General features: G+C 52.8%; 14 protein-coding genes. All 14 read right to left on the bottom strand.

What is annotated here, in order from left to right:
* Window positions 1-50 precede the first annotated feature (50 nt).
* Entirely contained in the window at window positions 51-527 is a 477-nt protein-coding gene (locus ACA047_RS15310; protein WP_497350592.1) for a glycosyltransferase, read from the bottom strand.
* Entirely contained in the window at window positions 527-982 is a 456-nt protein-coding gene (locus ACA047_RS15305) for a polysaccharide biosynthesis protein (RefSeq protein ID WP_497350590.1), read from the bottom strand. Before ACA047_RS15305 ends, ACA047_RS15310 begins: the two co-directional genes overlap by 1 nt.
* A 34-nt stretch (window positions 983-1,016) precedes the next feature.
* A complete protein-coding gene (locus ACA047_RS15300; RefSeq protein ID WP_497350588.1) occupies window positions 1,017-1,994 on the bottom strand; it encodes a glycosyltransferase family protein in 978 nt (325 codons plus the stop codon).
* 26 nt (window positions 1,995-2,020) lie between these two features.
* Entirely contained in the window at window positions 2,021-2,563 is a 543-nt protein-coding gene (locus ACA047_RS15295) for an acyltransferase (protein WP_497350586.1), read from the bottom strand.
* A gap of 13 nt (window positions 2,564-2,576) precedes the next feature.
* Window positions 2,577-3,407 carry a polysaccharide lyase gene (locus ACA047_RS15290; RefSeq protein WP_497360372.1) on the bottom strand — a complete coding sequence of 277 codons (831 nt, stop codon included), beginning with the start codon at window positions 3,405-3,407 and terminating at the stop codon, window positions 2,577-2,579.
* A gap of 25 nt (window positions 3,408-3,432) precedes the next feature.
* A complete protein-coding gene (locus ACA047_RS15285) occupies window positions 3,433-4,584 on the bottom strand; it encodes a polysaccharide pyruvyl transferase family protein (RefSeq protein ID WP_497350584.1) in 1,152 nt (383 codons plus the stop codon).
* The gene (locus tag ACA047_RS15280) at window positions 4,581-6,041 is read right to left on the bottom strand and encodes an oligosaccharide flippase family protein (RefSeq protein ID WP_497350582.1); all 1,461 of its coding nucleotides are present in this window, start codon (window positions 6,039-6,041) and stop codon (window positions 4,581-4,583) included. Before ACA047_RS15280 ends, ACA047_RS15285 begins: the two co-directional genes overlap by 4 nt.
* Entirely contained in the window at window positions 6,041-7,306 is a 1,266-nt protein-coding gene (locus tag ACA047_RS15275) for a DUF6369 family protein (RefSeq protein ID WP_497350580.1), read from the bottom strand. Before ACA047_RS15275 ends, ACA047_RS15280 begins: the two co-directional genes overlap by 1 nt.
* Before the next feature lie 662 nt (window positions 7,307-7,968).
* The gene (locus tag ACA047_RS15270) at window positions 7,969-9,159 is read right to left on the bottom strand and encodes an MFS transporter (protein WP_497350579.1); all 1,191 of its coding nucleotides are present in this window, start codon (window positions 9,157-9,159) and stop codon (window positions 7,969-7,971) included.
* A 125-nt stretch (window positions 9,160-9,284) separates the two neighbouring features.
* The gene (gene yghU, locus ACA047_RS15265) at window positions 9,285-10,124 is read right to left on the bottom strand and encodes a glutathione-dependent disulfide-bond oxidoreductase (protein ID WP_497350577.1); all 840 of its coding nucleotides are present in this window, start codon (window positions 10,122-10,124) and stop codon (window positions 9,285-9,287) included.
* 169 nt (window positions 10,125-10,293) lie between these two features.
* Window positions 10,294-11,349: an NAD(P)-dependent oxidoreductase gene (locus tag ACA047_RS15260; RefSeq protein WP_497350575.1), complete on the bottom strand. Its 1,056-nt coding sequence runs from the start codon at window positions 11,347-11,349 to the stop codon at window positions 10,294-10,296.
* A gap of 63 nt (window positions 11,350-11,412) precedes the next feature.
* Window positions 11,413-11,934 carry a transcription/translation regulatory transformer protein RfaH gene (gene rfaH, locus ACA047_RS15255; protein ID WP_497350573.1) on the bottom strand — a complete coding sequence of 174 codons (522 nt, stop codon included), beginning with the start codon at window positions 11,932-11,934 and terminating at the stop codon, window positions 11,413-11,415.
* A gap of 65 nt (window positions 11,935-11,999) precedes the next feature.
* A complete protein-coding gene (locus ACA047_RS15250; protein WP_497350571.1) occupies window positions 12,000-12,431 on the bottom strand; it encodes a phosphomannomutase in 432 nt (143 codons plus the stop codon).
* 74 nt (window positions 12,432-12,505) lie between these two features.
* Entirely contained in the window at window positions 12,506-13,336 is an 831-nt protein-coding gene (gene galU / locus ACA047_RS15245) for a UTP--glucose-1-phosphate uridylyltransferase GalU (RefSeq protein WP_497350569.1), read from the bottom strand.
* Window positions 13,337-13,664: the final 328 nt, after the last annotated feature.

Here is a 13,664-nt window from a genome sequence, read left to right as displayed (position 1 = left end):
GGGGCGTACCCTGCTAGTCGTGATGAGACAAGGAGAACTTCAGCGAACACTCAAGAGACAAAGGCCTTGACGTAACTGATCAAGTGATCGCGTTCGGTAAAGTCTATTTGATGTTCCACGTCGCTGTAATTCATTGCAGAATCGATGGCCGAGAAAAAATCATCCTGGTCATAAGCAATGAATATGGAAGGGAAGGCGGAGAATTTTTCCACCGTATCGAACTGATGATTATTGATATGTTCACCGCACTCGCTGTCTCTAGGCACAATAACGATGGGTTTGCCCAATTCCAGAGAGCGAATGATATTACCCATGCCGGCATGGGAAACAACGATTTTGGATTCATTGAAGTTTTGCGAAAAATACGGCTCTTCAATGGTTTTGTACAGGGTGATCGGGCCTTGTTGTTTCTCCTGGTTACCGACCTGCGCAACGATTTTGATGCTCGGGTGCGCCCGGCTCCATTCGGAGAGATAGCCGAGCAGCCTGTCAAAAGGCGCTTGAGTGCCAACGCTGCAGAAAATCATTAGACGATTCTCCCTTTGTATTGGGCTTTAGTGTGTTGAGAAAGCATCGGCCACTGGGTCAATAGTTCATCGACGAAAAATAAGGCAATTCGACCGGATAACGAGATTTTTTTTGTATTGGCAATACTGTCGATCCACAACGTTTTTTTGCCCAGCAGTTTCGCGGAAATCAGGCCTAGCAATCCCGGTGCTGCGCCTGTGGAAATAACGCATGACGCTTTGCTTCGATAAACGATTTTGAAAATCCTGAACAGGCCATCGATTATTTTTAACGGATCCTTTCGGTTGAAATCCGGTACCTTGATAAATTTATATTGCGGGTATTGCAATTGCACGCTGATATCGACTGTTGCAATCGTCACGCTTCTTCCATCGAAGGCCGGTAGCAACTTACTCATTTGCACCCAATGCCCACCGCCCGAACAAACCAATAAAATGCCTTTTGCTTTATTCATGATGTACAACCTCGATTCAGTGAGGGCATGTCAGTCAGCCAGTGAGAATGACTGACTTGAGTACCTCCGCCTTGCTTTTCCAGAGTGCAATCCGCTTGATTTTCAAAAGCGCCGACTTTTTTGCATAACCATCGGTGTCCGCAACAAGCTGCAGGATGCCGTTTTTTATCGATACAGGGTCTAGTGTGTCGACGAACACTGCTGCGTCACAGAACAGAGAGCGCAAGACCGTTGTATTTGAAAGTGCCATTGGCCTGCCCGCACTGACAGCTTCGTTGGCGACACTCAGCTGGACGTTATCGCGCGTGGTCAGACCGAGCACAACATCTGCACCGCATAGCAAGGCTTCAAACTCCGGTTTGCTCAGGAAACCCGTGAACGTTACGTTTGACGGGGCCGAGTCCACCAACGCCTGGGGCACCTTGCCCTGGTATCTTCCGGTCACGAAGAATCTGACATGGGGAATCGACCTGGCTGATTCCAGCACCACGTCTATCGGCTCATCAATATCGAATGAGCAGGGGAACAACACATAGGGTGTTTCATGGCCCTTTGGGGCGGGTGTGTCGAAGTCGCAGGGCAGGTCTTCAAGCACGAAAATCTTTGCGGCCTGAACGCCACGGTCCAGAAGCTCTTCCTGTACTTTGAAGTTATGCACCACCACCGCATCGATTTTGTTCAGCAGCGTGAGGGTTCCCGGAAAGGTGATCCATTGTTCACGCAAGAGGCTATTGTGCCCATCGGCAATAATTTTCAACTGACGGTTGAATAAGAGCCGATACGTCAAGGCGATATGAATCAGCGGGCTGGGCGGTAGTTGCACCCAGACAATGTCCGGTGCTTGCCAGATCAGCGCCTTGAGTGTCTTCATGGATTTCAGAAAGTAATCCAGTGGGCGCAGGTATTTATTCCTGAACTGGTTGGGCAAATGGACTATCTTATAGGCCCAGTACTGTTTCATAGTATCAGCACGTCGCTGATAGCCCACCCATGCAATCATCAATGATTTCACTTAAGCCACCTGTGTTTCAACTCAGGTTAAATGGAAAACCAGATAGGAAAATCCAGCGTATAAGCAATGTCTTTGTTTCGGTATCTGATATGTCTTGCCGGGTTGCCGCCCACGATTGAATAGGCTTCTACATTCCGGGTTACTACACTGCCCGGATAGATAACCGCACCCTGTCCGATGGTCACGCCGGGCATGATCAGCGTGTTCGGGAAAATCCACACGTTGTCATGAATGCACACCGGCTTGATAACCGTTGGGCTCATGGGATGGTCAATGTCGTGGCCCATTGTGTAGATTTTAGTGTCATGAGAAATATTGACATTGTTACCTATGGTTATTCCCCCACGATTATCCACGTAACATCGATAGTTTAGGGTGCAGTTATGCCCGATGACACACTTGCCGAAGGTGAAAAACAGTACGTTTCTATGGATAGTGGTTCGGCGGCCAACGCTAAACCCCATCAGGCGCATGAGGGATCGTCTGAGCGAGAAAAAGAACGCTATGCTCAAGGCGGTATTAAAAAACGCCACAGCCGCCTTGCGAGCATTAAGTGTTAGATGGGTCATCTATTTTCCAAGGTTACTGGCCAGTGATGCGCCGGCTGCTCATGGCAAAGTTTCTGAACTCAATATGGGTATCAACGGGGGTTGCAAAAGTTGCATTGTTACCACCGAAGAAGGTTGAGAACATCAGTCCTTCTATCTTCAGTTTCTCGGTATCTCGAAATACCAAGCCTTTGGAAGTGTGAACAAGCATGTTGTCGTACCAGACGGTAATCTCACCGTCAGATTGGCCTGGGGTATTCAATTTGACCTTTTGCTCGATTCGGTGCCAGCTACCGACAGTAAACGTCCAACTTCCCGTGCCCAGTGCCGTTCCCCACGTCTTGCTGTTGGGCAAGTAGGCATATGCGGCGCCTTTGCCTTGTTCTTTCCAGATGAACCGCACCGAAAAACCGTCGTGGCCATTGGGGATCTTGCCTCCGGAGTTACCAATACCGCCGAACAACCCAGGTAACTTCCCACCTTTAACAAAAACAAAATTTTCATCGAATTTCAATTCGTAGGTCAGTATCAGGCATTCAACCCCTTGCTTGAGCCTGGATTTGAATCCGATTCCGCCATAGGGTAAGCCCTGCTGTTTCATAGAGCCTGGATCATAGGAACCGGCAGGGTAAAAGACAGTGACGTCTTTTATGCGTTTTTGCTCGTCGGTGTCATTGATCTTCAGGTTGGAAAGACCCCCTATCGAATCCCGGTTATGTTGGTTATCCACATCAGTGCCGGTTGCCTGAAACGGAAGTGTCGGATAAACCGTGTCGATTGTTTCTTTACATCCGTCCACAGACTCAGCGCCGTAGGAGGGCGAAATGGACAGGCATAGGTATAGGGGTGCCCAAATGGCGAACATGTTTTTCAAATTTGTCTCCCCAGGCTTATGAGTGATCTACCCAGTGAAGAAAATCGTCGACTGACTGTTTTACCCGTTCTGCACGCTCGCTGACTTCCCGCTTCAGATGTTCGGTCATGAGTGCTTTGTCACGGCGCAGCTCCTGGATCGCGTCCAGCATTACGGCACTGTCTGGACTGCTCACAAGCTTGGTACCCAAGGGTAGCATTTCATGCACTTTACGGAGTTTGTTCTCGATTTCTACGGCAATGGTGGGGTAGCCCAGGGCTGCCGGGAGCAAAACCCCGTGGGCCCTGGCACTGATGATGACGTCCGATTCCAGGATCAACCGACGCATGAATGTTTCCGGTGTACTGTCTGCCGCGTTCCAGCATAACCATTCGAAGTCGGCGTACTGATCGATCAAATGCTGATCGCGTTCTTGATACAGCGAGACAAACCTTATTTTCTCACCTCGCTCCGCACAGGCTTTTGCGGTGCGAACCATGGCGGCGATAAAAGCTTGGCCATTAGCATCATGTGGCCAGTCACGCAGGATGAACGAAACATAGTCGGGTTGGCTGTCTCCCTTCAGGTCGATACCTTCAGGCGCGCTCCATAGCTGACAGAGTAGTGAGGGGTCGGTATAAACCTGTGCATCAGCTTTTCCAAAGGTCGTGCAATGTGCCTTGCTGGTGGCATCCCTTACCGAAATGTAATCGCACCGGCCAATGATGCTGGAGGCCCGCGCGAGTTGTTTGCCGCCACCGTCAAAAGGTCCAAGGCCAATACAGAAAGCGGCCAGCCTGCGATGAAAGTAGATCTTGTCTATCCCGCCACGCAACCCTACATAAAGACGGGTCAATGTCGACGCAATATTGGTTTGGGCCCGAATACGGCGACGCAACCTCTCAAAACCTGAAGCCGGTGTCGCCGGCTGTGCCGCAGGCGGGACGAATGAGAAAAATTGCCCACCACCGCCCAGCACCACGAGATCCGCGCGCACAGGTTGTTTGATATGCAGCCACTTGATGTTCGGGTTGAAGTTTTTGGCGATTTCCGGATGGTCGACGCCGACCATGATGTCGGATTCCTTGAACTTCATTTTCAAAATGTTGATGACACTCAACATCAGTATGTCGTCACCCAAGTTTCCCGGGCCGTAAGCTCCGCGTATGTAAACCTTGCTGATGTTCATAGGGGATTTCCAACTCTTGCTGTGTCACTGAATGTTCGGTTCAGCTGCCAGGCGGCCAGGGCGATATACAGGACAGTGATGATCAGAATCGCCAATCGGTAAAGGGGGCTTTGGATGTAGTGCTGTGCCGTGTAATTCGCCAGCGGCACACACCACAACGCCAAGATAGTGGGGTTGGCGATCAGGGCTACCGGGAGTATTCGCTTGAATATGAAATAGGGCAGGCCGAGCACGAAATGGATGAGCTGTGATCCGATAAAGACCTTGGCAATACCTTGTGCACCTTCATCACGAAAGAACCACACTCCGGTAATGAATAAAGCCCCCCAAAAAATGTTGCTCATCACGCTATACCAGGCCAGATCCATGACGATCATCTTTCGGGATATACCTGATTTATAGGCGTTGAGCAGCGAGCCCAAAATAACCAGAATCAATGTCGTTTCAAATTCCTTGCCCAGAAAACCTGCACCGTATAACCGCGTTAGCATCTCTGGGAAAAGAATCACTGGCTGGATAATGACCAGGACCACCAGCCATCCGGCCAGAAAATTCAGTGCTTCCAGTTTTCGGCTTTCGCCGCCTACCCGTGATGCGAGCATTGGAATAAGCACAGTGCCCAAGACAATGGATACATGGGAGAAAATCGCATTCCATTGCATGGCGGCTGCGTAGATGCCCAGCGCCGAAAGCCCATCCTGAGTCTGTACCAGTAGCTTGTTGCCCAGCCAATTGATCGGCGCCACCATCAACCCGGTCAGCAGCACCGGCAACCCCACGGAGAGCAGGGCATGTTTTTCGGTCAGGACGTTTTTGAAGCGCAAGCTGATGTTGTTGCGGATCAACGTTTTCCAGCAGACCACCGCACCCACCAAAACAATCAACAATTGTGATCCGGCCAAGCCAGCCAGAGCACCCATCAGTTGGTAATGCACGGTCAGATAATAAGTGGCCGGTATGGAAAGGACAGCAATGGCACCATTTACGGCGGCAATGGCTCGGTATTGTCCCCAGCCTGTCAGGCAACCTTGAGTCCATCCGGACAGAATGATCAGCGCAATGGTCAACAGCACGATCATCGACACGGGGCCCAGGGTTGCAGACCCAAGCAAGGTCTCGGAAAAAAAAGTCGGAGCAACCAAAGCGGTGCTACCAATAACGCCGATAAACGCCAATGAAAATATCAAAGTGAGGGTGATGCCTTTACCGATTCTCTCCAGGTCTTGTCCCTTGAACTGAGCGATATGCTTGGCTGTTGCAGTGGTCGTGGTTTGTGCCGCCACATTCGCCAACATCACAATTGCGCTCTGGATAAGTCCGTACTCACCAAATGACTGAGTACCCAGGGCTCTGGCGACGAGTATTCCGGTAATGACGACGGATATTTTTGTTGCGACTGCAGAAATGAAACTCCAGGCGGTGTTGAACATGAATTTTTTCAGTTGCTCTGCGTTCATCAGGCTTTTGCTCCGGCGCTGAAAGTGCCGGCAACGGGCGCCATGATCCTGACACTGCTCGATCTGGTGGGGGTAACCGAAAGGCTGCGCAGCAAAATGGCTGCGTAGGCAATCCCTAGTGCATAAGGCTGGTAGGGTGTTGCCGAGACAACAAACATCAGCCCCAGGAAAGTTGCCATTGAAATGGCAACTTTATTCTGTAGAGGTCCGACAACCGACCGGGTGAACATAATCAGTAGATACAGACCCAGTACGCCATATTTGACGAAGTAGGTCAGGTAGGCGCTGTCGATATTGGAGTTCTTGTCATCCAGCCCTCGATAATCAAACCACGGAATATCGAAAGGCGTTCCTGCGCCGAGCCCCACGAAGTAGTTGACCGGGTGCATGTCCTGGATCAGCGTTATGGCGGGACTGAATCGCGTTGCCAACTGCGCCAGCAATCCTTGTGAGGACAAACCATCGGTGATTCGGTCAGCACCGATCATGCCGCTGACTTGAATAAATGCGATTGAGGAAATTACCGCCAGGACTATCAGACCCATGGCTCTTGCCGGTTTGGTGTACTGATGAATAATGATGGCGGCAAACGTGGCGAGGAAGATGAATCTTGAATTGGCAATAAATAAACAAATAAAGGCCGCCAGCAGACAAAATCTCGCCAAGTATTTTTCACTGCGGAACAGGGCCGGGTTGATAAAGTAAACGATGATAAATCCCACCGCGGCATAGGTCCCGCCGTCCAGATAGCGGTATGCATTTTCTTCGTAATACACATCCTGAAATTGATACAGGCCAAGACGCAGCCAGGTGATATCCAGAATATTGAACAGGCTCATGACGGTCAGCAGCTTCAAGATATCACGCAGTGTTATTCGGTCTTTGGCCAGGCGAACGACATTGGATAACGTAACGAAAGACAGCATCATGATGATGGGCCGGGTGTCTTTAAGCAGGTATTTGGATTCACTGAACAGTAGCCCGATGGACAGCAGGATCAGATAAACACCAAAACCCAGCAGCAGTGTTGCTGGTATCGCGAGTTGGTGCTTAGAGATCACCACCGACCTTACCATTAACGCGCCTATCGCACCTACAGTATATAAATCAAAAAAGTAAACGCCACTCATTGAAATGAGGCCGCTGTATGAGTTTCCTGTCGGGATGACGGACAGCATGATGCCCAAGGCAATCACCGAGTATTTGGGGGACTTGATTGCAATCAAGCCTGCGAACAGTGCCATCAGCGACAATACATAAAACATTGATTCGATTCTTTGTTAGGACTGATGGGTATTGTGCCGACACGCTACCGCCCCAGGATTTATTGTTGATTTCCTGAAAACACAGTGTTGCCATGATGGGCGGTTGCAACGATCCGTGATCCTTGCGCGTTGTAGCTGACCAGTCGTTGTGGGCGGTTAGGTCAGTTAATTTCCGACACCTATGCGTATTGGTAGCATCCCGAATCACAGACGATCAATTTTTTCGATCATGACCCTATTTCTGTCATCCGTCTGCGAGGTTACAAGTCCGATGTAAAAAATAGCGATTGCCTGTGTGCGCTCAGTCAACGCTTAACACAAGGTAAGTTACAGGCTATTTGGTGCGTCCGTGGAATGCTAACTCTGAAAATGGTGTACTGACAACCACTAATTGTACGTACTTGTTATGTAGTTCGGGCTTTGTTAGTTGTCCACTAAAGAAAGATGACGATATATAACATTTCTCTAAAAGTGCCAGCAAAAAAATAACATTCTGACCGGGGCGGGCTGAAAAGGTGTAGCGTGATAGGCTAAGGCTATAGGGCTTTTCTGTGAGATCAGTTATATGAATGTCCTGTATGGCGTTGGACATAACCGATTCGATACGGAGTCATTAGTGTATGTATGCGAGGTTATAGATGCGCCTGGCAAGAACCCCGCTATCAGATCAAGTCGAGCTTTTTATAACTCGCACGCCTGCGTATGCTCAAGGCAATCATCAGGATGACGGCCGGAGCAATCACCGCGCTGGCCGATAACATCGCCCCCTTGGCCCCGGCCACATTCAGCGCTCCGCCACCGATAATCACACCCAACCCGATGGCACTGTTCAGCACTGCTGTATGGATCGCGGTCGCCGGTACGGTGTGCTCACCGGCGATCCTCAAGACCCAGGTTTGCAGACCGGTAAATAAAGCGGAAATGGCCACGCCCCAGATGATCAGCAAGGCAACAACCGGGACGATCCCCATGAGCGGGCCGTAGATGCCCAAGATGAGCAACGCTGATGCCATCGCAATCAACGCCACCAGAATAAATCCCTTCAAGTAACGATCAAGAAAAAGCGCACTCAGCAAGTTGCCCAGGAATCCTGCGGCACCAAAGGCAAACAATAGGGCGGCAATCAGGTAAGCCGTAATCCCCGGGACATGGCCAATAAATGGTTCGACAAAGGTGTAGGCCCCAAAATGGGCAGCCGCGGTCAGCCCGGTGATGACGTAAGTTATCAAGAGATCCTTGCGCCTGAGTACCGCGGCAAACCCGATACCTTTGGCTGGCGAATGAATATTCATGGACGGCAACACCAGGGCTATCGCGGCGGCACTGGCAACACACATCAATGCCAGGCAGACAAATGCCGTGCGCCAGCCATCGTATTGGCCCACCAGATTGATCAAGGGAACCCCCATGACCGTCGCGATGGTGATACCCCCCAAAACGATCGAAGTCGCCAACCCCATCCGGTGTACAGGAACAATATGGGCGGCGGTGGCCGCCACGATTGCCCAGAACACCCCATGGGCTAGCGCGCCAACGGCACGAGCAGCAAGCAGCATCGAGAAGTCAGGGGATAACGCCACCAGGCCATTTGACACGGCCAGTATCAAGATCAGAACGATCAGCAGGAGCTTGCGGGGAATCCACCGGTTCAACCCATTCGACAGCAATCCGTTGGCGGCCCCGATCCAGGCGTACAGCGTCACTGTCAGGCCGACGGTAGACGGTGCTTGATTCAGGTCGTTTGATATCTGCGACAACAAACCAATGGGCGCGAACTCGGAGGTCACCATCGTGAACGAGGCCACGCACAGCACACTGACCGCACACCATATCCGCAAGGCTGAGTTGACCATGGGTAATGTCTATCCTCGTTCGTAACTGAGTCATCGTGAACAAACCCACCGCAGCTTGGACAGCGTGGCGACTGGCCGCGCTTGTCTTTGATGCTGCCGCGATCTGACAGAAGTATTAGGGCCTTTCAGGCCAAATCCTCAGCCTGATGCCGCTCCGGCACTTGGCTCGCCTCATCACCCCATGTCCGGTTGACTCGCTGCCCACGGATGACCGTCGGCCGTTTGGCGATTTGCTCCGCCCAGCGCTGTACATGGGTGTATTCGTGCGCGGCTAGAAACTCGGCAGCCGAGTACACGTTGTTCCGCACCAGTTGGCCGTACCAGGGCCAGACCGCGATATCGGCGATGGTGTAGCTATTGCCGGCCAGGTATTGGCTTTCGCCAAGTCGGCGATCCAGGACATCGAGTTGCCGCTTGGCCTCCATGGTGAAGCGATTGATGGGGTACTCCAGCTTCTGCGGTGCGTAAGCGTAGAAATGTCCGAAGCCGCCACCCAGGTAGGGGGCTGCACCCATCTGCCAGAACAGCCAGTTCAAGGTTTCGGTGCGTCCGGCCGGGTCGGTGGGCAAGAAGGCGCCGAATTTTTCCGCTAGGTAAAGCAGGATCGAACCGGACTCGAAGACTCGGATCGGCGGCTCCACACTGCGGTCCAGCAACGCCGGGATCTTAGAGTTTGGATTGATCTCGACAAAGCCGCTGGAGAACTGGTCGCCGTCGTTGATGCGGATCAGCCACGCGTCGTACTCCGCGCCTGTATGCCCAAGCGCCAGCAATTCCTCAAGCATGATGGTCACTTTCACGCCATTGGGCGTGGCTAGCGAATAGAGCTGCAACGGATGCTTGCCTACCGGCAATATCTTTTCGTGGGTCGGCCCAGCAGTAGGGCGGTTGATGCTGGCGAATTGTCCGCCGGACGGGGCGTCATTTTTCCAGACCTTAGGAGGAACATAGGACGCTTTGCTCATGAGACGGACCTCATTGTTTGCTTGCTCTGATCACCTGGACCGCGAAGCTGCAGCCCGTAGGGTTGCCAGAATGTGGGGCTTGGATCATAACCTCTTAGCCATGGGCCGCCACCCAGGCGTTCATGAATAGACGTCTGCATGATGAAAAAATCTTTGTGTTTTTGTGGCGTTACCGTGCTGTCACCTCGGTACTGAACGCGTGGATTTTGTCGACGATTTGCCGCGAGGCCGTCCTGATTGCCGTCGCGGTGTTACCCGCGATATGCGGCGTCAGCTGCGCGTTGGCGATCCCCACCAGTGGCGAGTTGAAGCGGTCTTTTTCCTGGGCAAAGGTATCGATGGCGACGGCCTTTATATGGCCAGGAAACCGGGTCATGAAGACTGCCAACTGGTCCTCGTTGACGATGCCGCCGCGCGCGGTATTGATCAGGATCGAGCCTTGGCGCATCTGGTTAAACGCGGCACTGCCGAACAGGCCCTGGGTGAGCGGCGTGAGAGGCGTGTGGATGGAGACGATGTCGGATTCACCCAGCAGTTGCTCGAGTGTTTGTCTTCGTTCAAGCCCCAGGTCTCGTGCTGCCTGTTCCGTGAAGCGTTCGGAGCCGGTGGCAATAACGTTTATGCCCAGTGCCCCGGCCTTGCGAGCCACCTCCAGGGCGATGCGGCCGGTGCCCACCAGGCCGAGGGTGAGTTCGGTGAACTCCGGGCCGGCGGGCAGGGTGCCTTTGGACCATTGGCCTTTGTGGGTTTCGGCGTTGTAGTAGTTGAGGTCTCTGGATAAAAACAACGCTTGGGACACGACGTATTCGGCGACGGATGTGGCGTTGGAGCCCGGCGTGTTCAATACCGTCACACCACACCGGGTCGCTTCGTGGCGGTCTATATGATTCAGCCCGACACCGGCCTGGGCGATGGCTCGCAACGGGGTTGCCAATGTGGGTGACACGGCGGCGCCGATCAACTCGCCATCGAGTGGGATGTTCAAGCGCGTTTTGAACACGCTGTAGCCACCCGCCTGGGTCACAGCGGTGATAAAGGCGGGTTTGTCATGGCAGTTGATCTCGCTGTACTGAATGCGCTCCCCGTAGTGCTTTTTGATGCGGTCCTTATCGGTGCAGTAGTGGAGGTTCAGGGTAACGGCCAAGCCGAGCTCGAGGAATCTGTCGATTTCCTCGAACAGCAGCGGCGGGTTGGGTGCGTCCAGTATCAAGGTGGTAAATGTCATGTCCACGGCCCTCTGTTATCGCCTAGGATCATAACTGTTTAATAGATAACCTCTCACATTGGGTCAAGCGAGTTCGCGGCCCACTGGACTGACCCCAGACAGAGGCAGACTGATTCGCTGTTCACGTTGCAGGAAATTCATCAGCAGCACCACTCGTTCCTCACCCTCCATTGCCAGGAACACCGCCTCGAGTTCGGCAAACGGGCCTTCATTGATCCGCACGTTTTCACCTGGTTTAAACAGCGTAGTCATGATGGCTTGATGGTCCCGTTCCTGGAGTTCGTCGATCAGCACATCGCTGATTGGCAGTGGATAACCGCCGAAGGCAACAATTCGCGAAACGCCGCGAGTTGAACGCAGGGGGCTCCAGCTGTCTTGCGGGCTTAGTTGAATAAATAGATAACCGGGGAACAACGACTCGCTGATGATTCGTCGTTGTCCCTTTAACTGGCATTCGCGATTGTAGGTGGCGCGAAAACAGGTGTAGCCCTGACGCTGCAGATGTTCTTCGGCGCGCTCATCCTGCCGGGTCTTGCACTGAAGCAGATACCAGGATTTGGCGGGATGCTCCGTATACGCGTTCATGGCAAGTCCTTCGTTCATAGGTGTTGATATTCAGTCGGTCAGCATTGCGAGTTGGGTAAGCCTCACTAACTGCCTTGGTCTGTCTCTGCGTCGATCTGCTCCAGGAGCTCGGCGGTTTTGAGTTGCATCAACGCTATGTCGCCGCGACTTTCCACATTCAGGCACGTCGCATGGCCATTGCCCGAGAGGTTCAAGCTGAAGCGCCAGTCGGCAAAAACCAAGCTCAGCCCGCTGTCCTCCCTGATTTCCAGCGCATCGGCGACATAGCGCCGTTTGATCTTCGCCATCAGCGCGGCGCCATCCTTGACTTGTCGGTGGATATCTCCGGAAGAAGGGAAGGCGCCGATGCGCTCCACCAGTAGTTCGGGTTTTTGCGTACGAGGGAAGATCAGTTCCGACGCGTAGGCGAGGATGATCAGGTGCGCAAGGTTGTGTTTAAGTTCAGGGCCATGCCGCTGACGGCTGTCATCAGCCTTGAAATCGCTCAACGTATCCATAGAAATCTCGCCCACCGGGAACAGAGGAACATGCAGCCGCGTCCAGGACGTGCAATCTGGCGCGGCTGCGGAAGTCACAGGTTTTGATGCAGGTGTTCGAAACAGAAATTAGTCGCTTCGATGTAGCCTTCGGCCCCCCCGCAATCGAAGCGCCGCCCCTTGAACTTGAAAGCCAACACGCAACCGTCTTTTGCCTGCTTCATGAGCGCATCGGTAATCTGGATTTCACCGCCCTTGCCAGGCTCAGTGTCGGCGATCAGGTCAAATATGTCGGGTGTCAGAATGTACCTCCCGATGATCGCCAGATTGGAAGGGGCGTCCTCCGGGCGGGGTTTCTCAACCATGTTGCTGACCCGGTAAATACCATCGCGAATCAGCTCGCCGGCAATCACGCCGTACTTCTGAGTTTGCTCAAGGGGTACTTCCTGGATCGCGACGATTGAACAGCGGAACTGTTCGTAGAGCTTGAGCATCTGCGCCAGCACCCCATCACCGCCTGGATTCAGGCACAAATCGTCAGCCAACACGACTGCAAAGGGCTCATCGCCGATCAGCGGACGGCCGCTGAGGATGGCATGCCCAAGGCCCTTCATCTCGATCTGACGGGTATAGGAAAAACTGCAGGTGTCTATCAGGTCTCGAGTGCTGGCCAGGAACCTCTCCTTATCGGTGCCGCGAATCTGATGTTCCAACTCGAAGCTGATATCAAAATGATCTTCCAGCGCTCGCTTACCGCGCCCGGTGACGATAGCCATATGCTGCAGGCCGGCGTCGCGCGCTTCCTCGACGGCATACTGGATCAGCGGCTTATTGACGATCGGCAGCATCTCCTTTGGCATGGCCTTGGTGGCGGGCAAAAAGCGGGTTCCATAGCCCGCGGCGGGGAACAGACATTTTCGAATCATGAAAGCGTCCTTGAAAGTAGACTGATGTTTGGCAAGTGGCAGTAAGAAAATGGGTCCAGCCTAGTCTCACTAGCAATGCTGGTAATCGGGGCATCGAACGTGCACCTGACTACATTGATGGAATGGTCGCAACGCGTACGGGCAACGAAAGGCCCGCCCATACTGCTCGCCAAGCGTTGGCAAAAAACCAAAAGTCGGGCAATTGGATCCTGGCAACGCACAACTAGGGAGCGCTCTACGATCTTAGATGGGCCAGTGTCAGAAAACCGGAACTGTTAGAAAATGTCGGAATAAATACTTCCCTCGGTTTTGATTATTAAAGAATACC

It is taken from the genome of Pseudomonas sp. LBUM1664, from assembly GCF_059695895.1.
Note: the sequence above shows the minus strand (reverse complement) of the source record. Positions and strands in the feature narration are given on the sequence as shown.